Annotated in this window: 16 protein-coding genes; 10 read left to right on the top strand and 6 right to left on the bottom strand. The window is 72.0% G+C overall.

Annotated elements, in window-relative coordinates:
- Positions 1-32: 32 nt before the first annotated feature.
- Positions 33-2,657: a BTAD domain-containing putative transcriptional regulator gene (locus ACFWSK_RS00210; RefSeq protein ID WP_383779761.1), complete on the top strand. Its 2,625-nt coding sequence runs from the start codon at positions 33-35 to the stop codon at positions 2,655-2,657.
- 665 nt (positions 2,658-3,322) lie between these two features.
- The gene (locus ACFWSK_RS00205; RefSeq protein WP_383779759.1) at positions 3,323-4,711 is read left to right on the top strand and encodes an MFS transporter; all 1,389 of its coding nucleotides are present in this window, start codon (positions 3,323-3,325) and stop codon (positions 4,709-4,711) included.
- Between the two features lie 91 nt (positions 4,712-4,802).
- Here the strand turns inward: ACFWSK_RS00205 and ACFWSK_RS00200 are convergent, their stop codons facing one another.
- Positions 4,803-5,297: an NUDIX domain-containing protein gene (locus ACFWSK_RS00200; RefSeq protein WP_383779756.1), complete on the bottom strand. Its 495-nt coding sequence runs from the start codon at positions 5,295-5,297 to the stop codon at positions 4,803-4,805.
- Positions 5,298-5,306: 9 nt separating this feature from the next.
- Positions 5,307-6,935: an apolipoprotein N-acyltransferase gene (gene lnt / locus ACFWSK_RS00195; protein ID WP_383779753.1), complete on the bottom strand. Its 1,629-nt coding sequence runs from the start codon at positions 6,933-6,935 to the stop codon at positions 5,307-5,309.
- 234 nt (positions 6,936-7,169) lie between these two features.
- On the opposite strand from lnt, the gene ACFWSK_RS00190 reads away from it, so the two are divergent.
- Complete coding sequence (locus ACFWSK_RS00190) at positions 7,170-8,201, top strand: O-antigen ligase family protein (RefSeq protein ID WP_383779749.1); 1,032 nt, start codon at positions 7,170-7,172, stop codon at positions 8,199-8,201.
- A gap of 78 nt (positions 8,202-8,279) precedes the next feature.
- On the opposite strand, the gene ACFWSK_RS00185 is transcribed toward ACFWSK_RS00190, so the two are convergent.
- Positions 8,280-8,846: a hypothetical protein gene (locus ACFWSK_RS00185; RefSeq protein WP_383779746.1), complete on the bottom strand. Its 567-nt coding sequence runs from the start codon at positions 8,844-8,846 to the stop codon at positions 8,280-8,282.
- A 70-nt stretch (positions 8,847-8,916) separates the two neighbouring features.
- On the bottom strand, positions 8,917-9,702 hold the full coding sequence (locus ACFWSK_RS00180; protein WP_383779743.1) for a glutamate racemase: 786 nt from the start codon (positions 9,700-9,702) through the stop codon (positions 8,917-8,919).
- 58 nt (positions 9,703-9,760) lie between these two features.
- On the opposite strand from ACFWSK_RS00180, the gene ACFWSK_RS00175 reads away from it, so the two are divergent.
- Positions 9,761-10,942, top strand: a complete 1,182-nt coding sequence (locus tag ACFWSK_RS00175) for a glycosyltransferase (protein WP_383779740.1) — start codon at positions 9,761-9,763, stop codon at positions 10,940-10,942.
- A 16-nt stretch (positions 10,943-10,958) separates the two neighbouring features.
- Here ACFWSK_RS00175 and ACFWSK_RS00170 read toward each other — a convergent pair whose 3' ends face one another.
- Positions 10,959-12,233: a TerD family protein gene (locus ACFWSK_RS00170; RefSeq protein WP_383779738.1), complete on the bottom strand. Its 1,275-nt coding sequence runs from the start codon at positions 12,231-12,233 to the stop codon at positions 10,959-10,961.
- Positions 12,234-12,503: 270 nt separating this feature from the next.
- Here ACFWSK_RS00170 and ACFWSK_RS00165 point away from each other — a divergent pair, with 270 nt between their 5' ends.
- From ACFWSK_RS00165 to ACFWSK_RS00150, 4 genes are all read left to right on the top strand, one after another.
- The gene (locus ACFWSK_RS00165; RefSeq protein ID WP_383779736.1) at positions 12,504-12,974 is read left to right on the top strand and encodes a DUF6643 family protein; all 471 of its coding nucleotides are present in this window, start codon (positions 12,504-12,506) and stop codon (positions 12,972-12,974) included.
- Between the two features lie 20 nt (positions 12,975-12,994).
- Positions 12,995-13,843 (top strand): MOSC domain-containing protein, encoded by an 849-nt coding sequence (locus ACFWSK_RS00160; protein ID WP_383779733.1) that lies wholly within the window; start codon positions 12,995-12,997, stop codon positions 13,841-13,843.
- A 130-nt stretch (positions 13,844-13,973) separates the two neighbouring features.
- Positions 13,974-14,582, top strand: a complete 609-nt coding sequence (locus ACFWSK_RS00155; RefSeq protein ID WP_383779731.1) for a hypothetical protein — start codon at positions 13,974-13,976, stop codon at positions 14,580-14,582.
- Positions 14,583-14,795: 213 nt separating this feature from the next.
- Positions 14,796-17,234, top strand: coding sequence for a right-handed parallel beta-helix repeat-containing protein (locus ACFWSK_RS00150; RefSeq protein ID WP_383779728.1), 2,439 nt, complete (start codon positions 14,796-14,798; stop codon positions 17,232-17,234).
- On the opposite strand, the gene ACFWSK_RS00145 is transcribed toward ACFWSK_RS00150, so the two are convergent.
- Positions 17,204-19,498 (bottom strand): hypothetical protein, encoded by a 2,295-nt coding sequence (locus ACFWSK_RS00145; protein ID WP_383780757.1) that lies wholly within the window; start codon positions 19,496-19,498, stop codon positions 17,204-17,206. The two genes, ACFWSK_RS00150 and ACFWSK_RS00145, sit on opposite strands and share 31 nt — an antisense overlap.
- A gap of 312 nt (positions 19,499-19,810) precedes the next feature.
- On the opposite strand from ACFWSK_RS00145, the gene ACFWSK_RS00140 reads away from it, so the two are divergent.
- Entirely contained in the window at positions 19,811-20,647 is an 837-nt protein-coding gene (locus tag ACFWSK_RS00140) for a DeoR/GlpR family DNA-binding transcription regulator (protein ID WP_383779725.1), read from the top strand.
- Positions 20,648-20,757: 110 nt separating this feature from the next.
- Positions 20,758-21,210 carry an SRPBCC family protein gene (locus ACFWSK_RS00135; RefSeq protein WP_383779722.1) on the top strand — a complete coding sequence of 151 codons (453 nt, stop codon included), beginning with the start codon at positions 20,758-20,760 and terminating at the stop codon, positions 21,208-21,210.
- Positions 21,211-21,294 lie beyond the last annotated feature (84 nt).

Here is a 21,294-nt window from a genome sequence, read left to right as displayed (position 1 = left end):
CCACCCCAGCCGTGATCTCCGCATTCGGCAGAATGACCGTACGCACGCCCGAGGGTCCGGTGGAGCTGGGACCGCCGCGCCGTCGCGCCGTACTGGCCCTGCTGCTGGTCAACGCGGGCCAGGTGGTGTCGCTCTCTTCCCTCGTCAACAACATCTGGGGAGCCAGACCTCCCGGTCAGGCGGTCACCACCCTCCAGTCGTACATCTCCCGGCTGCGCAAACTGGTGGCGGACCGGCCGCTGAGCGGCGGGGTGCAGCTCCAGCTCAGACACCGCTCCCCCGGTTACGTGCTGACCGTGCCGCCGGAACACGTGGACGTCCTGCGGTTCGAGCAGGCGGTACGCCGGGGCATGGCAGCCCGTCACCGGGGCGACGCGCTGCACGCCTACGATCTGCTGTCCGAGGCGCTGCGCGGCTGGGAAGCACCTCCCTTCGAGGACCTGACGGACTACGAGTTCGCGTCCCAGGAGGCGTCCCGTCTGGGCGACCTGCGGCTGACCGCCCTGGAGGAATGCGCCGAGTGCGCCTTCGCGCTGGACCGCAGCCGCGAACTGCTCCCCGTTCTGGAGCGGGAGGTCTACCTCCACCCGCTGCGCGAGCGCCTGGTGCACCAGCTGATGCGTGCCCAGTACCAGTGCGGCCGGCAGGCCGAGGCGCTGTTCACTTTCGAGCGCACCCGGCAGTTCCTCGCCAAGGAGCTCGGGGCCGATGTCATCCCCGAGTTACGTCAGGTTCACGAGAGCATCCTTCGGCACGATCCCGCGCTCCGGCGCACTCACCCCGTACCCCCAGCCCCGCCCCTCACCGCGCTGCACCAAGCGCCTCCTGCGCCCTGGCGTCACGCGCCCGGCTCCCCGCCGGCCGGCCGCGTCGTCGTCGAAGGCCCCGGCCGGGCGGCGGAGCCAGCCTCTGTGCCGGTGGCCCCGCCGACCGCCACGGCAGCAGCGGCTGCCGGCGAGCCGAGGACGCCGCCGGCGCGTCGGGGCGAGCTGGGAAGGCTGTCGGCCGCGCTGGACGCGGTCCACCGCGGCAGCGGACGCGGTGTCCTCGTGGTGGGAGAGGCGGGCGTGGGGAAGACATGGCTGCTCCAGCGGTTCGGGGAGCAATGCCGCGCGTCTGACATCGATGTCTTCACGGTCTACTGCCCTCCGGACGACGACATGCCGGCGTACTGGCCGTGGTTCCAGGTACTGCGCCAGGCGGCCGCCCGACGGCCCGAGGCGATCCAGGCGCTGCCGCCGGCCGTACGCAGGCACCTCGATCCCCTCCTTCCCGAGACGGACGGCGACCCGGCAGGGGAACCCTCGCCCCTCCCGCCCGCGGCAGGGACGTTCGCCTTCCAGGAAGCGGTGAGCCGGCTCCTGCTCGCTCTGGCCGACCGCCCGCTGGTCATCGTCCTCGAGAACTTCCAGCGGGCCGACTTCCCCTCGCTCGCGCTGACGCGCTTCCTCGTGGAGCAGACGGCCGAGTCCTCGCTGCTGCTCGTCGTCACCTCGCGTGCCTTCCGCATCTCCGACGATCCGGGCTGGCGGGCCACCCGGGCGCGCCTGCTTCAGATGCCGCACGCCGAGGAGATCCGGCTGGAAGGGCTGCCGCCGGAGGAGAGCCGCGGCATCATGGCCGCCACCCTCGGCGCTCGCGCCGACCCCGCCTTGTGCGCGGCGCTGCAGAAACGGTCCGGCGGCAACCCCTTCCTGTTGCTGGGTCTCCTCGACGCGGTGGGCGACGGCACGACGGCCCGTCAGGTCAACGAGCTGCTGCCGCCGAGACTGGCCGAAGTGATCACGGAGAGACTGTCCGGCATTCCGGCCGGCGTACTCACCGTCCTGAACGCCTGCGCCGTTCTCGGTCCGGAGAGCACCATGGACACCTTGCGGGAACTGGCCGTCGCGGCCGGGGCGTCCGCCCACGACGTGGGGAGGGCGCTGCGCGCCGGTCTGCTGCGTGCGAGCGCGGACGGTTCCTCGCACATCGACTTCCTGCAACCGCTGGTCCGCGACACCGTGCGCCAGAAGGTGTCCGGTAGAACCCGCCCGGAACCGGAACCGGAACCGCGCCGGCGCGCTACCGGCCCGTACCGGCTCCAGCCACGTGGCGGCCCGGCCTCGCGGAAGCCGCTCGACCGGATGTGCACCCTGCCCTCCGGCCGGTTGCAGCACGCCGCGGCCCGGGTGCTGCGGTGGTATCTGACAGCGCTGTTCGACAGAGCACCCCTGTCGACGACCGAGGTCGCCCAGGAGGCCGGCCTGCCGGCCGAGGCGATCACCCTGAGCCTGGACGGCGAACTGGTCGCCTCATGGCCGGCGACCCACCTGCTGGTCACCATCCTGGGCGGGGACCCCCAAGCCCTGCGCCCCGTCTGGGACGCGGCTTCCGGCGACGAACCCCCGGACGCCCGCTCCGAGCCGGACGCACGGCGCCGTCTGCGGGAAGTGCTGCACGTACTGCACCTGGCAGCGGGCGTGCCAGCCGAGGGAGAACTGGGCGCTGAGGCGCTCCTGACGTCCGGCGCCACCTCCGCCTCGGTGCCGGACTGGCGCACGACCAAGCGGATCACCATCCTGCTCGGCGCCGACCCGAGCGTGATCAGACCCTTCTGGGACGCATGGTCCCACGCCCGCCACGACGGCACCGGCCCCGCGGAGGGGGCGGCATGAGTGCGTAGGACCGTGTCCCATGCGGGGTGGGCTCGTCGCCGTCAGCCTCGACGGCACCACCATCGAGCAGCACCGAACCAGCAGGGGCAGTCCCTTCGGGTCGGTGAGTCCGACGGGTTCGGCGCGGAACGTGGCGGTCCAGGCCGTGGGGGCGCAGCCCCTGCCGTTGGGGTGCCGCTCCTTCAGGGTCGCCTCGGTCTCCTCGGTAACGATCTCCTTGCCGTCGACGGTGGACGTGACGGTGAGCCGGACCTGGACAGGGCCGGGGCCGTCGGCCTCGGGGAGTGGGATCGCCAGTACGTTCGCCGGTTCGTTCGGATCGCCGGACTTGCGTTCCTCGCATGCCTCGCCGGCGCAGAAGCGGAGGGTGGCCGCGTTCGCCGTACCGAAGTCCGAGGGTCGCCAGACGAGTGAGACTTCGGATTCCACCTCGACGAGGGTGCAGGGAGACCCCCGGTCTCCGAGCACGGTGCAGACCGGGCCGCCGGAGTCGCCCTTCGCCCGCCTCCGCACGGCGGAAGCCGCTCCGCAGCGCCTCCTCGTAGCGGCATCCCGCACACCGGCCACCAAAACTATGGTGTCCCGCCACATACGCCCCTGACCTGCCCCTTCCTACGGTATGGCGACACAGCAACGTCCCCGCCAACCGCCCGGAAGTGGTACCAATGGCCGCCCCAGCAACCGCTCCCCCGCCCCCCTCCAATCTCCGCCGGATCGTCGCCGCCAGCCTCGTCGGTACGACCATCGAGTGGTACGACTTCTTCTTGTACGGATCGGCCGCCGCACTGGTCTTCAACAAGTTGTTCTTCCCCGGGTCCGATCCGCTCGTCGGCACCCTGCTCTCGTTCCTCACGTACGCGGTCGGCTTCGCCGCCCGGCCTCTCGGTGCTCTGGTGTTCGGGCACTACGGGGACCGGCTCGGTCGCAAGAAGCTGCTGGTGCTGAGTCTGCTGCTGATGGGTGGCGCGACGTTCTGCATCGGGCTGCTGCCGACGCACGCCGCCATCGGGTCCGCCGCCCCGGTTCTGCTCACCGTCCTGCGCCTGGTGCAGGGATTCGCCCTCGGGGGCGAATGGGGTGGGGCCGTGCTGCTGGTGTCGGAGCACGGGGACGCCAAGCGGCGTGGTTTCTGGGCCTCGTGGCCGCAGACCGGGGCTCCGGCGGGGCAGTTGCTGGCGACCGGGGTGCTCTCCGCGCTGACGGCGCTGATGTCCGACTCGGCGTTCCTGGCGTGGGGTTGGCGCATCCCCTTCCTGCTCTCCGGCGTGCTCGTGATCCTCGGCTTGTGGATTCGTCTCTCTGTCGACGAATCACCTGTGTTCAAGGCCGCTCTGGCTCAGGCATCCGCGCGCAAGGCAACCAGCGCGAAGGCCGAGAAGATGCCCCTGATCGCCGTGTTCCGCCATCACTGGCGGGACGTTCTGATCGCCATGGGTGCGCGGATGGCGGAGAACATCAGCTACTACGTCATCACCGCGTTCATCCTGGTGTACGCGACCGTGGCGGCGGAACTGAGCAGGCAGACGGCGCTCAATGCCGTACTGATCGCCTCCGCCGTGCACTTCGTCGTGATCCCGCTGTGGGGCGCGCTGTCCGACCGGATCGGGCGCAGGCCGGTCTACCTCGTCGGTGCGGTCGGCGTGGGGTTGTGGATGTTCCCGTTCTTCGCGCTGATCGATACCCGTAGCTTCGGGAACCTGCTGCTCGCCATCACGGTGGGGCTCGTCTTCCACGGCGCGATGTACGCACCGCAGGCCGCCTTCTTCTCCGAGATGTTCGCGACGCGCATGCGCTACTCGGGGGCGTCCATCGGTGCGCAGTTCTCGTCGGTCGCGGCCGGTGCGCCGGCGCCGCTGATCGCCACAGCGCTGCTCGACCATTACGGCAACGCGACGCCCATCGCCCTGTACGTCATCGCGGCCGCGCTGCTCACGATGGTGGCGATCATGTGCGCGAAGGAGACCCGCAACCGGGATCTGTCGGACGTGGGGACGGAGCCCGAGGAGATACCCGGCGCGCAGGCCCCGGTGTCCGCCGACGCCCGCGGTGTCTGAGGGATCGCACCCGCACCGGCTCCACGCGGAGGGCCGCTCACCACCTCGACGGTGCTGGGCGGCCCTCCGCGTGGAGCCGGTGGTTCCTGCCTCAGGGCTGCTGGGGCCGGGGCCGGGGGGTGCGCTCGAACCAGGCCGGTCCGTCGGTGAGGGCCTGCTTGATCCGGAACATACTGAATTCGTTCAGCGGCGGCAGGCCGTCGACGGAGAACCAGCCCACCTCCAGCGACTCGTCGTCGTTCACCCGCGCCTCCCCACCGGTGGCCCGGCAGCGGAAGGTGATGTCGACGTACTGGCACCGGTCGCCGTTGGCGTACTGCACGGGCTTCAGTGCCTGGGTCAGCACCACCCGCTCGGCCACGCAGTGCACGGCGGTCTCCTCGTACACCTCGCGTTCGGCCGTCGCCGCGGGCTCCTCCCCCGGCTCGCTGATGCCGCCGACGACGGACCACTTGCCGGTGTCGGAGCGCCGCCCGAGCAGCACTCTGCCCTCGTCGTCGAAGACGATCGCGGTGACCCCGGGCAGGAGGAGCAGTTGATGGCCCGCGGTCGCGCGGATGTCTCGGATGAAGTCGGGAGTAGCCATGCGGCGAGCCTACGTGTCGGTACCACCGGCCCCGGGGCCGGTGGATCCGCGCAGCGTGCGGGTGCGTACGCCGCGTACCGTCACCCAGCCGAGGCCGGCCACCGCGAGCAGCGCGAGGATGCCCTCGGGCAGCGGGCCCATGCGGGTCGCGGGGGTCAGCGAGGACCGCAGCGGCACCTCGTCGACCAGGGCGGCCGGGGTGAACATCTCCGTCTTCCGCACGATTTTCCCGTCCGGCCGGATCACGGCGCTGACGCCACTGGTGACGGGGACGACGACGGACCGTCCGTGTTCGACCGCCCGCACCTGGCTCATCGCCAGTTGCTGGTACGTCATCTCGCTGCGACCGAAGGTCGCGTTGTTGCTCGGTACGGCGATGAGCTGCCCGCCGTTCTTGACGGTGTCGCGTACCGCGTCGTCGAACGCCGCCTCGTAACAGGTGACGAGCCCCACCTTCGTACCCGCCAGGTCGAACACGCCGACCTTCTTGCCGGGTCCGAAGTCCCGCTGCACCCGGTCGACGTCCTTGCTGAAGATACGGACGAACGACCGCATCGGCATGTACTCGCCGAACGGCTGGATGTGGCGCTTGTCGTACGTGGCGACGGGGCCGTCCGCCGGGTCCCACTTGATGAGGGTGTTGCGCAGGGGGCCCGTTTCGGGGGAGACGACGGCGCCGATGACGGTCGGCACGCCGATCGCCTTGACGGCGTCGTCGATCACGATGCGGGCGTCGGGGTTGCGGTACGGGTCGAGGTCGGAGGAGTTCTCCGGCCACAGGACGAAGTCGGGCCGGTCCACCGTGCCCGCCTTCACCTCACGGGCCAGTTGTTCCGTGCGGCGGGCGTGGTTGTCCAGGACCGCGCGGCGCTGGGCGTTGAAGTCGAGGCCGAGGCGCGGGACGTTGCCCTGGATCGCGGCGACGGTCGCGGTGCCGTCCTCCGCCGAGGCGTCGACGAGGGGCAGCGTGGCGAACGCCGCCGCCACGGGTACCACGACGGCCGCCGCCGCGACGGCGGCCGCGGCCCGGGGAACGGTGCCGGTGGTGCGGCGGGTACGGAACTGGCGTACCGCTTCGAAGAGTCCGAAGCCGCACAGCACCACCGCGAAGGAGAGCAGCGGGGTGCCGCCCAGGGCCGCGAGCGGGAGGAACACGCTGTCCGCCTGGCCGAAGGCGATCTTCCCCCAGGGGAAACCGCCGAACGGCACACGGGCCCGGAGCGCCTCGTCGAGCGTCCAGACGGCTGCGGCCCAGACCGGCCAGTACGGGAGGCGGGTGACGGCGCTGATTGCGACACAGCCCACCGCGATGAAGAGCGCCTCCGCGGCGGCCAGCGCCAGCCACGGCACGGGGCCGACCTCTTCCCCGGTCCAGTACAGCAGCGGCAGCATGAAGCCGAGTCCCGCGAGGAGTCCGAGACCGAACGCGGCGCGCAGCCGGCGTCCGAGAAGGACCCAGCCGAGCAGGGCGAAACCGGGCAGAACCAGCCACCACAGAGGGCGCGGAGGAAAGCTCGCGTACAGGAGCGCACCGGAGAGTGCGGCGGCGGCCGGACGGACGAACCGCGGCCCCAGCCTCCTGCCGCGGGAGGCGGGGGCGGGCGGCGGTTCGTCTACGGAGGTGATGGTGGCGCTCACCTGGCGGAGTCTACGGCGGCAGCCTGTGGGCACCACAGGCCGGGACGGTCCGGCCGGAGGGTTGGACGGGCCGGAGCCGGTCCTGTGACAGGCCGGGGCGCCCTGCGCCACAACGTTTCTGCGGCGTTCCTGCCCATGACGGCGCCACGGCCGTTAACGTGTGCGCCAGTCTCTGCCCATCGGCCGGATTCCGCCCGTCGTGGGCGGGACGGTCGAGGTCGGGGGGTCGACACGATGACCGCGCCAGCGGGCCGGTACGTCGCCAGTGAGCGCGGCAACGCCTCCGACGCGGCGGGGGCCGTGATTCTCGCCGCCTGCGCCGTCTGGTCACTGGTCAGCGCCGCGGGCCGCGACACCCGGCCGGAAGGCGTCCTTCTCGCGCTGCTGGCGGTCGCGGCCGGGTTCGCGTGCGGCCGGATCTGCGGGACGCTCCTCCCGGTCGTCGCGGCCTCCGCCGCCGCGCTCGCCGCTCTGGGCATGGCTCTCGTCTCGCGCCACGGCATGCTGGGCGCCACGGCCGCGGCCGACATCACCCCAGGCCATACGGGGGCGGCCGCCGCCTTGCTGGTGCTGGCCGCCGGATCGGCCTGCTGTGCGGCGGCCGCGGCGGACCGGGCTTCGCTGTGCGTCCCCCTGCGCCTGCTCGCTCTGGGCGCCGCGTGCGCCGCACTCACCCTCGGCTCGGTCTTCGGCTTCCTCGCGGCCCTGGGGGTGCTGCTCTGCTCGCTCGCCGCCACCCGGATGCGCCACAGGCTGCTGGGGCTCGCCGGGCTCGGGCTGGTGGCCGGGCTGATGGTGGGGCTGTCATGGGCGGTGGCCGAGGACACGTTGCCGGAGGGCCTGGCGGTCTCCCTGGAGGGGCCACTCACCCGGAACCGGGTGCTGCTCTGGCAGGACGCCGTGGAGATGACGAAGGCGAACCCACTGCTGGGCGTGGGGCCGGACCGCTTCGGTGAGCTGAGCCCCACCGCCCGCGAGTCCCTGCGGTCCGACGGAAAACCGCACTCCGCGCCCCTCCAGCAGGCTGCCGAGCAGGGCGTGATCGGTGTCGCGCTGCTGGGCACCGCCTTCGGCTGGCTGCTGTACGTGCTGTGGCGCTCGCCCCGCACGACGGCCGTGGTGCTGACAGCCGGCGCGGCACTCACCGCTCTGGCCGCCCTGGCGGTCGTCGGCAACGCTCTGAGCTTCACTCCGGTGACGGCGGGAGCGGGCCTGCTCGCGGGGCTGGCCTCGGCACGGCGACCGGTCGGGGAGGATGCGGGCTGACCGGGTGAGCAGCGGAGAGGACGCGCTCGGAATCCGACGGCCCGCTCGGACACTCGGCGCCCGGACCCCACGGCCCGCTCAGGCCCCGGTCGTCCGGGGCCCCGTCGTCGGCAGGTGCAGGCGGTCGCGGATGAACCGTACCGCCGCTTCCGCGTCGTCCACGGTGACCGTGAACGTTCTGCCGTCGCCGAGTTTCAGCACCAGGCCCTCGCCTCTGCGCACCACCACGGCCGTGCCCTGCTGGGGGCGCCAGCGATAGCCCCAGCCGCCCCATTCGCGCGGGGTGACCCTGGGTGCGAACTCCGCGCCCACGACATGCGTGAGCAGGATGCGGCGGCGGGGCAGGCCCATGTGTCCGCAGCGCACTTCGAGGGCGTCGCCATCCACCTTGACGGCCACGTGGACGAAGGCGAGGGTGCCGAACAGGATGAGCAGTCCGGCGGCGATGCAACCGATGACGGACATCAGCAGCGGGGCGATTCCAGACGTCCAGGCCGAGTCGACGGCGAGCTGGATACCGAGGGCCATGCACCCGGCGCCGGCGACCGCGAGCAGCCACTGGGCACGGTTGGTCGCACGGCCGTGCCAGACCGTGGACGGGGCCTCGCTCGAACCGTGGCTGCCATTTCCGGTGTGGTCCCTCATGCCAAGCAGCGTACTCAGATTCCGCTTGCCGGGGAGGGGCCGGGCGTCCGGTCGGGAGCGGTCCGGCCGGTCAGCGGACGGGGCTGAGCGCCTTCAGCAGACGCCCTTCGTCGTAGGCCAGGGCGGCTTCCGGCAGCTCGGCGGCGCGTCCGCTGAGGATGACGGCGAGGGTGCCGGCCGGTTCGGCCGACGGAGCGGTGCCGGCACCGATGCGGCGCAGCGCCTGGGCGGCGACGGCCCCGGCGGAACCGTGCAGCGTGACGGGGGCCCGCCCGGACTGCTGGACGGCGGCGCGGATGCGCTCGCCGACCAGTTCGTAGTGGGTGCAGCCGAGGACGACGGCCCGTACGTCCGGTGGGGTGAGGGCTGCCGCGGCCGCGATGGCGCGGTCGATGGCGGGCTCGTCGGCGTGCTGGACGGCGTCGGCGAGACCGGGGCAGGGGACCTCGGTGACGGCGACGGAGCCGGCGAAGTCACGGATCAGCGCGCGCTGGTACGGGCTGCCGGTGGTGGCCGGGGTGGCCCAGATGGCGACGGGCCCGCCGCCCGTGGCGGCCGGCTTGATCGCGGGCACGGTGCCGATGACCGGCAGTGCCGGCTCCAGTTCGGCGCGGAGCGCGGGCAGGGCGTGGACGGACGCGGTGTTGCAGGCGATGATCAGGGCGTCCGGCCGGTGCAGAGCCGCGGCGCGGGCGACGGCGAGCGCGTGTGCGGTCACATCCTGCGGTGTCCGCGGTCCCCAGGGCATCCCGTCCGGGTCGGAGGACAGCACCAGATCGGCGTCCGGCCGCAGTCGGCGCACCGCCGCCGCCGTCGGGAGCAGGCCGATTCCGGAGTCCATCAGGGCGATCTTCACCCGGTCACCATAGTCGACACCCCTTGCGGCCCCGTGGAAGTGGGGCAGACTTCGGCGGATGAGCGCCGTTGCCTGGATCGCCGTGGGTTCGCTGGTCGTGTGGGTGTGGCTGCTGCTGGGGCAGGGGTTCTTCTGGCGCACTGACCAGCGGCTTCCGCGGCGCACGGACCCCCCGCGCTGGCCGTCGGTGGCCATCGTCGTCCCCGCCCGTGACGAGGCCGGCATGCTGCCCGTGAGTCTCCCGTCACTGCTCGCGCAGGACTATCCGGGCGAGGCGGAGATCTTCCTGGTCGACGACTGCAGCAAGGACGGCACCGGCGATCTCGCCCGAACGCTGTCCGTACGGTACGAAGGGCTGCCGCTCACGGTGTCCTCGCCCGGTGAGCCGGAGCCGGGCTGGACCGGCAAGCTCTGGGCCGTCCGGCACGGGATCGCGCTGGCCAGGGTCCGCGAGCCGGAGTTCCTGCTGCTGACGGACGCCGACATCGCGCATGAGCCGGACAGCCTGCGGGAGCTGGTCGCCGCCGCGACCACGGGGACCGCGGGCGGGTTCGACCTGGTCTCGCAGATGGCCCGGCTGAGGGTGGTCAGCGTATGGGAGCGGCTGATCGTCCCGGCGTTCGTCTACTTCTTCGGACAGCTGTACCCGTTCCGCCGGGTGAACCGGGCGGGCTCGGGGACGGCGGCCGCCGCGGGCGGCTGTGTGCTGCTGCGCACCGAGGCCGCCGACCGGGCACGCATTCCGGAGTCCATCCGGCATGCGGTGATCGACGACGTGTCGCTGGCGCGTGCGGTGCGGCGCAGCGGTGGCCGGATCTGGCTGGGGCTGGCGGAGCGGGTGGACAGTGTGCGCCCGTATCCACGGCTCGGGGATCTGTGGCGGATGGTTTCGCGGAGCGCGTACACCCAGTTGCGGCACAGCCCGCTGCTGCTCGCCGGGACGGTACCGGGGCTCGCGCTGGTCTATCTCGCCCCTCCGGTCACGCTCGTCACCGGGCTGCTGACGGGCGACGCGGTGGCCGCGTGGGCGGGAGGGGCGGCGTGGGCGGTGATGGCGGGGACGTACATGCCGATGCTGGCGTACTACCGGCAGTCGCTGTGGCTGGCGCCCCTGCTGCCGGTCACTGCACTGCTGTATCTGCTGATGACGGTCGATTCGGCGGTGCAGCACCGCCGGGGGCGCGGCGCGGCCTGGAAGGGGCGTACGTACGCGCGGCCCGAGGCCGCACCGGACCGGTGACGGTGGCGGCGCGGGCTCATTTGCGGCCCGGGGTCCAGTTCATTCCCCAGCCGTACGCGGCGTCGATCGTGCGCTGCGGGCTCACTCCGCGCTGCGGCACGAGATAGCGGGCCTCGCGCTGCACGGTGAGGTCTCCCCCGTTGCTGGTGATCAGCGCGAGCGCGCAGACGGTTGAGGGGACGGTGCACTCGTCGAGGGAGAAGTCGATGGCGGCGCCGTGCTGTGGCTGGAGGGTGACCGTGGCATGCAGGTCGGCGAAACTCCGGGCGCCTTCATAGATGGTGACGAAGATCAGAAGGCGGCGCAGCCGGTCCTTGTGGTCGAGGTTGACCGTGAGGTTCTCACCGGTGGAGAGGGCGCCGCTGCGGTCGTCGCCGTCGAGATGGATAAAGGGCGGCCTGCTGAGAGAGCCGAAGGAGTTTCCGAGTGCCTGGACAACTCCCTTGCTGCCGTCGGTGAGTTCGAAGAGTGCGCAGAGATCGAGATCGAGGTCGGCGTGCATCGCGACGGCGCGGCCGAGTTTGGCACCCCAGCCCTTGAACTGTTTGCGCACTTCCCAGTTGAGATTCACCCGAAGGGCGCCGGAGGTGCCGCCCTGTTTGGACAGGGAGACGGAAGGCGTTTCCTTGGTGAGCGTGACCTTCGTCAGCCTCACGGGCGTCGCGGGCGGGGCGGAGGGTGCGGGCGGCGGTGTCATGGGGACCGGCGGGGACGGACTCGGGGTCGCGTGTGACACCTGGGGTCGGGGAGGCTGTTGCGCCCGTTGTGGTTCGTCGACGGAAATACCGAAGTCCGTGGCGAGGCCCTCCAGTCCGGTGCTGTACCCCTGGCCGACGGCGCGGAATCTCCAGGCTCCCTGGCGCAGGTAGAGCTCGCCGAGGATGAACGCGGTCTCGACGGTGGCGTCGGTGCTCTCGAACCGGGCCGTCTCCGCGCCGCTCGCCGCGTCCACGACCCGTACGTACAGCCCGGTCACCCGGCCGAAGCCCCCGCCGTCCGACGAGGCCGCGACGACGATGCGGTCGATGGCGGGCTCGACGCGCGAGAAGTCCACCGCGAGGGTGTCCGTGACCCGGTCCCCGTCGGTCGCCTTGCCCTCGTGGCGCACCGCGCCCGACGCGTGGGCCGGCTGGTTGTAAAAGACGAAGTCCGCGTCGCTGCGTACCTTTCCCGAGGAGAGGAGGAGCGCAGAGGCATCCACGTCCAGTGCTCCCGGGGTGGTGCGCCACCCCAATTCGACCCGCACGGCCTGAGCCGGCACCGGAACATTGGTTCCTTTTAGCATGGTCATGCTCGCCCCATCGTGAGTCCGGCCGCCCGAAAGCCTTTCCGGGGACAACCTAATCCCCGGTGTGCCGGGGAGCCCACAGCCGTGACGGACCCGGCCCGGCGATCCGTCGGTAACCCCCCGTGAACTCGCCTTTTACACGATCTTCGAGCTCTTGGGTGCCCTTTTTTCCCAAGTTCGCTCGCATTGGGGATCGCTGTTCACTCACAACACCCAAATCAACCCTCTTATCGGGCTCCCCAATCAGCACATCGTGGGCTTAACTTAGGTGCCATGACCTCCCCCCGCTCCACCTACGGCGGCGGCTACTACGCCGCACCGTCGTTCCCCGACACTCCGATCTACGACTCCCTGGTCGCGGAGCGGGGCACGCCTCAGATCGCACCGATCCGAGTGCCGGCCGCCTACGACACCGGCAACAGCTATCTGCCGGCCCTGCCGTCGGCGCTGCCGGCCCTGCCCGCGGCTCCCTCCCAGCCGTCGTACGGGTACCAGCAGCACGCGCCGCAGCAGCAGCAGTACCAGCAGGCGCCGATGCAGCCCGCACAACTGCAGCACGCCCCTGCGCCGTACATCCCGCAGCAGCCGAGCACACCGCGCGGCTACCAGCAGCAGCCCCAGCCGCAGCGCCCCGCGCCCGGCACGGGGTACGAGTCGATGCGTCCGGCTTCGCCCCGGCCCGCCCCGGTGCCGTCTCCGTACGAGGACCCGTACAACCGCCCGTATCAGGGCCGGGGGTACTGACCGGCTGGCAGGATGGCGGCATGGATCTTCCCGTGCTTCAGGCCGTCCACATTCATCCGGTCAAGTCACTGGCCGCGTACGCGCGAAGCGAGGCCGCCGTCGAGCCATGGGGACTCGCCGGCGACCGGCGCTGGATGCTCGTCGACGCGGCGGACAAGGTCGTCACGCAGCGCCAGCGCGCTCGCCTGGCGCTGATATCCGCCAGGCCATTGCCGGGCGGTGGAATCGAACTGTCGGCGCCGGGGAGCGAGCCACTGACCGTGGAGGTCCCCGCACCGGACCGTACGGTCGCAGTGGATCTGTTCAAGCAGAAGATCGAGGTCGTGGAGGCGTCGGGGGACGCCCACGCGTGGCTCGGCGGGTACCTCGGAGCGGAGGTCCGGCTCGTCCATCTCGACGCGCCCGCGCACCGCAGGCTCATCCCGCCCGAGCACAGCAGGCTCCTCGATCCGGCGCACGCGCGCCCGGGTGAGACCGTCAGCCTCGCCGACGAGTTTCCGCTCCTGCTCACCAGCCTTGCCTCGCTCGACGCCCTCAACTCCCTCATCGCCCAGGGTGAGTATCCGGACGAGGGGCCGCTGCCCATGAACAGGTTCCGGCCGAATGTCGTCGTGGCGGGCACCCCGGCCTGGGCGGAGGACGACTGGCAGCGGATCGCCATAGGAGACGTCTCCTTCCGGGTGGTGAAGTCGTGCGGGCGCTGCGCCATCACGACCACCGACCAGGCGACGGCCGAACGGGGCAGGGAGCCACTGCGCACGCTCGCCCGTCATCGCCGGGTCGGAAAGGACCTGATCTTCGGCCGGCACCTCATCCCCGACGGAACCGGAGTGATCCGGGTCGGGGACCCGGTCCGCGTCCTCGGCTGACCGGCCGGCCCCCGGAACTCTCCCGGCCGGGCCGGACGTTGGGCAGGGTGAGGTTGCTCTCTCTTCGTCTCTCAGGGGTGCGAACCCCTCCGTATCGGGTTATCACGGATACGGAAGGGGGTGGACAGCTGTGCGAGCGGTCTCGGGAGTCTGGCGTTGGCGGCACAATCCCCTGCGCCGTGCCACCGATCGCGTCGAGGCGTGGGTGGCACTGCTCGCCCTGCTCCTCATGCTGCTCGCGGCGCCGGTGATCGGCTGGACCTGCGGTTCGCTCACGGACGACGCCCTCCAGCGGTCGGTACGGGCCCAGCGCGCCGAGCGTCATGTCACGACCGCGGTCGTGGTGCGGCGTGTCGACCGGCCCGGTCAGTTCGCCGGTGATTCCGAAGTGGCGTCGGAGCGTGCCGCGCAGACCTCGGTGGTGGCCCGCTGGCGCACTCCCGACGGCGCCGTGCGAACGGGAAGGGTGTCGACGGCCTCCCGGGTCACCGGCCCGGGTGCCGAGGTGCGGATCTGGACGGACGACCGGGGCAGGCCGACGCTGCGCCCCATGGACGCGTCCACCGCGCACACCCATGCGGCACTGGCCGGATTCGGTGTGTTCCTCCTCTCCGCCGGTGTGGTCGAAGCGGCCCGCCGGCTGATCATGTGGCGGCTGCGGCTGCGGCGGTACGCGCGGCTGGACCGGGCCTGGGCGAAGGCCGGTCCCGACTGGGGCAGGACCGGGACGGGCAGCTGACGAAACGGTTCCGGAGACATCGTCGGCGGGCCTCATGGGACTGATGAGCAGCCGACTCGTCAACTCGCGGCCGTCGCGCGCGCTACGGTGGACCGGCCCGCCCGACTCCTCGGCAGGCGGACCCGGACTCAGCGCTGCCGGAAGGCCGGCCGCACAGGACGCGGACAGGCACGAGGCAGCGCACACAGCACGAGGTGGGGGCACAGCAGCGCCATGGCACAGGGCACGGTCCAGGTGACGCACACCGGCACATCGCGATGGCGGCGCCGCACGGGTGAATACGCATCCCTCACCGCCGCCCTGGAGGCCGCGGCCGACGGTGACGTGCTCACCATCGCCCCCGGCACCTACCGGGAGAATCTCGTGGTCCACCGCGCGGTGACGCTGCGCGGCCCCGAAGGGTCCGTCGGTTCCGTGCGGATCGCGCCGATCGACGGCGTACCCCTCACCGTGCGGGCTTCGGCCGTCATCCAGGACCTCCATGTGGAGGGCCAGGACTCGGCGGCCCCCGGTCTGCTCGTCGAGGAGGGCACGCCGGAGCTCTCGGATCTGCGGATCGTGACCCGGTCGGCCGCCGGGATCGAGGTACGGGGCGCGGCCAGGCCCTCCGTGCGCCGCTGCACCGTCGACAATCCGGCAGGCGTCGGCATCGCCGTGCTCGACGGGGCGGGCGGCGTGTTCGAGGAGTGCGAGATCGTCTCCGCCGGGCAGTCCGGCGTTTCCGTCCGCGACGGCGCGCACCCCCGGCTGGAACGCTGCCGGATCCACCACACCTCGGGCGCCGGACTGAGCGTCACCGGCGAGGGCAGTTCCCTGGAGGCCGTGGGCTGCGAGGTGTACGAGATCAAGGGCAGCGGGGTCCAGATCACGGCTCGCGGCACCGCGCATCTCACCGACTGCACCGTCCACCGCACCGCGGCCGACGGCATCACGCTCGACACCGACGCGGTCCTCACGCTCGCTGACTGCGACATCCACGACATCCCGGAGAACGCGGTCGATCTGCGGTCCCGCTCGGTCCTCACACTGACCCGTTCCACCGTGCGCAGGTTCGGCCGCAACGGGCTGTCCGTCTGGGACCCGGGCACACGGGTCGATGCCAACCAGTGCGAGATCCATGACAGTACGGGCGACTACCCGGCGGTCTGGGTCAGCGACGGCGCGACCGTGATACTGGACGCGTGCCGCGTCCACGACGTGCCGGACGCGCTCTTCGTCCTCGACCGGGGCTCGCGCGCCGATGTGGTGGACAGCGACCTCACCCAGATCCGCAACACCGCCGTGTCGGTGAGCGACGGGGCCACCGCCCAGCTGGACGACTGCCGCATCCGGGAGGCGTCCACGGGCGCCTGGTTCCGTGACCACGGCAGCGGCGGCACACTGAACAACTGCACCATCGACGCCGCCCAGACCGGTGTCATCGTCACCAAGGGCGCCGACCCCACCATCGAGCGGTGCACGGTCACCTCGCCCGCCGAGGCCGGTTTCTACGTCTCCGCCGAGGGACGAGGCACCTTCAACAGCTGCCGGGTCACGGGGAGCGACGGCTACGGCTTCCATGTCATGGACGGCTGTCGTACTACGCTGAGCCGCTGCCGTACCGAGCGCTGCGCCCGCGGTGGTTACGAATTCGCGGAGGGCGGCGCGTCCCAGGCCGACGGACACGGGGTGGGTCCCGTGGTGGAGGACTGCACGAGCGACGAGAGCGGGCTGCTCGGCGCCGGGACCCCGCCGCCCGCGGTGCTGACGGCGACCCAGTCGACGCCGGGGCTGCTCAGCGCGATGCCGGACCAGCGTGTGCATCCCTCCGAGCCCGCCCCCGCGGCTCCGGCCGAGCCGGTACGCGACTCCGGGGCCGTCCTCGGTGAACTGGACGCGCTGGTCGGCCTCGACAGCGTCAAGCGCGAGGTGCGGGCCCTCACCGACATGATCGAGGTCGGCAGGCGCCGCAAGGAGGCGGGGCTCAAGGCCGCGTCGGTGCGCCGCCACCTCGTCTTCACCGGCTCCCCCGGTACGGGCAAGACGACGGTGGCCCGGCTGTACGGGGAGATCCTGGCCTCGCTCGGCGTGCTGGAGCGCGGGCACCTCGTCGAGGTGTCCCGGGTGGACCTCGTCGGCGAGCACATCGGCTCCACGGCCATCAGGACCCAGGAGGCGTTCGACCGTGCGCGCGGCGGAGTCCTGTTCGTGGACGAGGCGTACGCCCTGTCGCCGGAGGACTCCGGCCGCGACTTCGGCCGCGAGGCGATCGACACGCTGGTGAAGCTCATGGAGGACCACCGCGACGCGGTGGTGGTGATCGTCGCCGGCTACACCCACGAGATGGAGCGGTTCCTCACCGTCAACCCGGGGGTGGCGTCCCGCTTCTCACGGACCATCACCTTCAGCGACTACGTACCCGATGAGCTGCTGCGCATCGTCGAGCAGCAGGCCGACGAGCACGAGTACAGCCTGGCGGACGGCACCGGGGAGGCGCTCCTCAAGTACTTCACCGAGCTTCCCAAGGGTCCGGCCTTCGGCAACGGGCGCACCGCCCGCCAGACCTTCGAGTCCATGGTCGAACGGCACGCGGGCAGGGTCGCCCAGCTCGCCGAGACGAGCACGGACGACCTCACCCTCCTCTACCCGGAGGACCTGCCCGAGCTGCCCTGAACCTCCCCGTCGGACTGCCGGGGCAGGACCGCGTCGAGCCGTGCGAGCAGGGCGGCGCGCTCCTGCGCGAAGACGGGGTCGGCCTGGTAGTCGGAGTGGCCGAGAATCGGTTCGGGCAGCGGGAGATCGGGGGTGCGCCCGTAGACCAGCGGGTCCTTCAGCGGCCCCCGGTCGACCTCGTGCCGCCCGCCCTCCTCGACGCGCACCGGGCCCCCTATCGGGTCGGTCGCGCGCCACAGATTGCGCCAGCAGTGCACGGAGCGGTGCAGCCCCTCCAGGGGTACGGGGCCGAAGTAGGCCGGGAACCAACGGCCGTACAGCCGCTCGATCGGTGAGCCGTAGGTGAGCAGGGCGACCCGGTGGCGGGTGGCGTCGGGGAGCTGCCAGACCGCGGAGGCCGCCAGGACACTGCCCTGGGAGTGCCCCGAGATGACCAGCCGGCCGCGGGTGCGCTGGGTCCATGCCGACATCCGGGACGACAGGTCGGGAACGGCGCGCTCGGCGTAGCAGGGCGGGGCGAAGGGGTGCGCGGCGCGCGGCCAGAACGTACCGACGTCCCAGAGGATGCCGATGGTGCGCCTGGCGGAGACGTCACGGTAGGCACGCCGGCCCCAGGTGACGAACAGTATGAAGCCGACGCCGACCATCCAGGAGCCGGTCGACTGCGCTGCTTCGGCGAGTGATTCGACGAAGGGGGCGGCTCCGTCCATGGCCAGTCCCGGCACCTGGCCGGTGGCCCAGGATCCGGCGACCGCTCCCGCGCCGAGGAGCAGGGTGGCACCGGAGAGCGCCCCGAGGAGCCGGGGCGCCGAGTCGGTGAGCGCGGCGGTGGCCCGCATCCGGGCGATCCGCCGGGTCCGTTCGGGGTCGGGCCGCTTCTCGCCGTACTCCGCCTCGACGGCGGGGCCCATGCGGCGGGCGCTGCGCGCGGTGCGGACGATCAGCGTGAGGACCGGGACGAGCAGGAGCAGGAGGAGGACCGGGATGACGGATGCCTGCCAGCTCAGCAGGACGGGCGGGCCCTCGATGACGGACCCGCGGCCCATGCCGGGGGTCCCGGAGCCGTCGAGCCAGTCCGCGACGCGCTGGGCGACCCCGCCGGTCATGACGCCGCCCAGTGCGCAGGCGAGCATCGCCACCGCGGGTCCGCCCAGGCCGTGGAGCGTGGTGCGGGGTTCCGGATCGCGGGAGTACAGACGCAGGGCGACGGCGGCGAGCGCGACGACCAGAACGCCCTGGCCGATGGTGACCACCCGGAAGGTGACCTCCCCCGGCAGCGCGCCGTCGGACACCCAGCCGGGGCGCGACCAGGAGGCGTGCACCGCGGTGAGGAGGAGCAGGACCAGTGCGGCGCCGGGCAGGAAGGTGATGACGGCACGGTCGAGGCTGTTGTCCAGGCGGCGTTCGCTGCGGCCCCGGCGGCAGACCACGAGGACGACGACGAGGCCGCACGCCACGAGTGCTCCTTCCAGCAGCCCGCCCAGGATGCCGGGTACGGGGCTGTCGGAGGTCCGGTCGTGGCGGGCGGCGGCGCCTCCCACGGCGGCGGCGACGGTGAGGAATCCTGCGGCGGTGTGCGCGGCACGCAGCCGGGCCACGAGCCGGCGCCCGTACCAGAAGCCGGGCCTGCCGAGCGCGGGGCGGACGGCGGGCGGCACGACGGCGCCGCCGGAAGCGGTCCCGGCCTCCGCCGCCTCCGTCTGCTCCGGTTCGGCTCCTGCGAGCGGGCGCTGGGACTCGTACGCGCTCCAGGTCCGGTTGGACAGGTACCAGAGCAACGCCACCAGCGCGGTGGGTACGAGCGCGGCCACCACGAGCCGGCGGCCGGGCTGCGACCACCAGCCGCCCTGCTCCGTCGAGAGGAACCCCAGCCAGGAACGCCGCCCGGAGCACTCCGGCTCCCCCGCGCACTGCCAGGCCGCCAGGTCGAGTGCCACCTCGCAGGCCGCAGCCGTGAGGAGCACGGTGAGACTGAGGGCGATGAGGCGCACCAGCAGCCCGTACAGGCGGATCGCCCCGGTGCGGCCGGGCGCGGCGCCGGGTCGCATCCAGTGGGCGAGGTTGACGACCATGAAGGGAAGCAGGAGCAGCCAGAGGGCGCGAGAGCCGTTGCCCGAGGTGAGGTTGGACCAGCAGTACGCCTCGGCGACCGGTTCGTCGCGGTGCCGTTCCGGGTCCTGCTCGGCGGCGATGTCCTCCGTACGCCGGTGGATGGCCGCGGTGGCGTCACCGGTGACGCGCGTCGTGCGCGGGTCGCGCAGCATCTCCTGGGGGGTGGTTCCGCCGACGCCGTGGACCAGCAGTTCCAGCGCGGCGCCGGTACTGTGCGAGGGCTGGATGGCAGGGTCCAATTCGGTGACTCGCTCTCTGGACCGCACGGCCCGTGGGGCCGGCGGAGAGGGGACGGTGCCGCGCGGACGGTGCGCGGTCACCAGAATCGCGGACGGCGGCCGCTCGCGGCACCCATCTCACCGAATCTCCCCAGTGAGACGGCCGAAGCCGGTGCGTGGCAGGATGAACACGTCCGGCAGGCCGCTGCGGGACCGTACGACCAGAGGGAAGGACCGGACCCGACGTTGAGCGAGAATCAGAACCTGCTCGCGGAGCAACGGCGTGCCCTGATCCTCGACGAGGTGCGCAAGCGTGGCGGGGTCCGGGTCAACGAGCTGACCCGCAGACTGAATGTCTCCGACATGACGATCCGTCGGGATCTGGACGCGCTGGCCCGCCAGGGTGTCATCGAGAAGGTGCACGGCGGTGCGGTTCCGCTGGTCGGGACGAGCACGCACGAGCCCGGTTTCGAGGCCAAGTCGTCGCTGGAGCTGAGCGCCAAGGAGGACATCGCGCGGGCCGCCGCCGCCATGGCCGTGCCCGGCAGCGCGATCGCGCTGTCCGGCGGGACGACCACGTACGCACTTGCCCAGCAGCTCCTGGACGTACCCGATCTGACGGTCGTGACGAACTCGGTGCGGGTCGCCGACGTGTTCCACGGCGCGCAGCGTCCGACCGCGAACGGAGGCGCCAGGACGGGTGCCGCCACGGTCGTGCTGACCGGTGGGGTGCGTACGCCTTCGGATTCCCTCGTCGGTCCTGTCGCCGACCAGGCGATCGCCTCGCTCCACTTCGACGTGCTGTTCCTCGGGGTGCACGGCATCTCGGTCGAGGCCGGGCTGTCGACGCCGAATCTGGCGGAGGCCGAGACGAACCGTCGCTTCGTGCGGGCCGCGCGGCGGGTCGTCGTGGTGGCCGACCACACCAAGTGGGGCACCGTGGGCCTGAGTTCGTTCGCGACGCTCGACGAGGTGGACACCTTCGTCACCGACGCCGGGCTGCCGGCGGGTTCGAGGGCGGAGATCGAGGAGCATCTGCCCGGACTGGTGGTGGCGGGCGGTTCCGCCGACGCGGCCGTCTAGCCTTGCGTTCGGACCCTGCGAGCCCGGCATGATCCGCACGGCAGGCCCCAGGCCCTGTCCGGCGGTTCCGTTCAGCTCGCGGCGGGCCCGGGACGTCCTAGGATCGTGATGTGGCCGTCTTCCGGATCGAGCGCTTCACTCCCCTCCCCGCCGCCGAGGCATGGCGCCGGGTGACCGACTGGGAGCGGCACGGTGCACTCGTCCCCCTCACCTCGGTGACCGTCCCCACGGGGCTGCCCACCCGGATCGGCACCGTCTTCGTGGCCCGGACGGGCCTGGGTCCACTGGCGTTCGACGACCCGATGGAAGTGGTCAGGTGGACACCGCCCGCGGCCGGGCGGGCGGGCCTCTGCCAGTTGGAGAAGCGCGGCTCGGTGGTGCTCGGCCGGGCGGCGATCGATGTCTATCCGACCGGTTCCGGCTCCCATGTGGTGTGGGTGGAGGAGCTGCGCGTCCGGTTGCTGCCCGCGTGGGCCGATCCGGTGGTCGCGTCCGCGGGCCGCCGGGCCTTCACACGGGTGCTCGACAGGCTGCTCGACGGGGCGGCACGCCGCCGGCTGTAACGGCGGGCGATGTGACCGTCGCATGATTGACTCGTTTGTCGGTGTGAGGGTTACGGCGGCAGTACGCATTCCGGTGCAGCGGGC

Origin of the sequence: Streptomyces sp. NPDC058620, assembly GCF_042717135.1 — a bacterium.
Taxonomy (GTDB): domain Bacteria; phylum Actinomycetota; class Actinomycetes; order Streptomycetales; family Streptomycetaceae; genus Streptomyces.
Note: the sequence above shows the minus strand (reverse complement) of the source record. Positions and strands in the feature narration are given on the sequence as shown.

Excerpts from the sequence above, each read along its gene's own strand:
- ACFWSK_RS00210 (WP_383779761.1), top strand. The coding sequence starts at position 33 with ATGACCGTACGCACGCCCGAGGGTCCGGTGGAGCTGGGACCGCCGCGC.
- ACFWSK_RS00205 (WP_383779759.1), top strand. The coding sequence starts at position 3,323 with ATGGCCGCCCCAGCAACCGCTCCCCCGCCCCCCTCCAATCTCCGCCGG.
- ACFWSK_RS00200 (WP_383779756.1), bottom strand. The coding sequence starts at position 5,297 with ATGGCTACTCCCGACTTCATCCGAGACATCCGCGCGACCGCGGGCCAT.
- ACFWSK_RS00190 (WP_383779749.1), top strand. The coding sequence starts at position 7,170 with ATGACCGCGCCAGCGGGCCGGTACGTCGCCAGTGAGCGCGGCAACGCC.
- ACFWSK_RS00185 (WP_383779746.1), bottom strand. The coding sequence starts at position 8,846 with ATGAGGGACCACACCGGAAATGGCAGCCACGGTTCGAGCGAGGCCCCG.
- ACFWSK_RS00175 (WP_383779740.1), top strand. The coding sequence starts at position 9,761 with ATGAGCGCCGTTGCCTGGATCGCCGTGGGTTCGCTGGTCGTGTGGGTG.
- ACFWSK_RS00170 (WP_383779738.1), bottom strand. The coding sequence starts at position 12,233 with ATGACCATGCTAAAAGGAACCAATGTTCCGGTGCCGGCTCAGGCCGTG.
- ACFWSK_RS00165 (WP_383779736.1), top strand. The coding sequence starts at position 12,504 with ATGACCTCCCCCCGCTCCACCTACGGCGGCGGCTACTACGCCGCACCG.
- ACFWSK_RS00160 (WP_383779733.1), top strand. The coding sequence starts at position 12,995 with ATGGATCTTCCCGTGCTTCAGGCCGTCCACATTCATCCGGTCAAGTCA.
- ACFWSK_RS00150 (WP_383779728.1), top strand. The coding sequence starts at position 14,796 with ATGGCACAGGGCACGGTCCAGGTGACGCACACCGGCACATCGCGATGG.
- ACFWSK_RS00145 (WP_383780757.1), bottom strand. The coding sequence starts at position 19,498 with ATGCTGCGCGACCCGCGCACGACGCGCGTCACCGGTGACGCCACCGCG.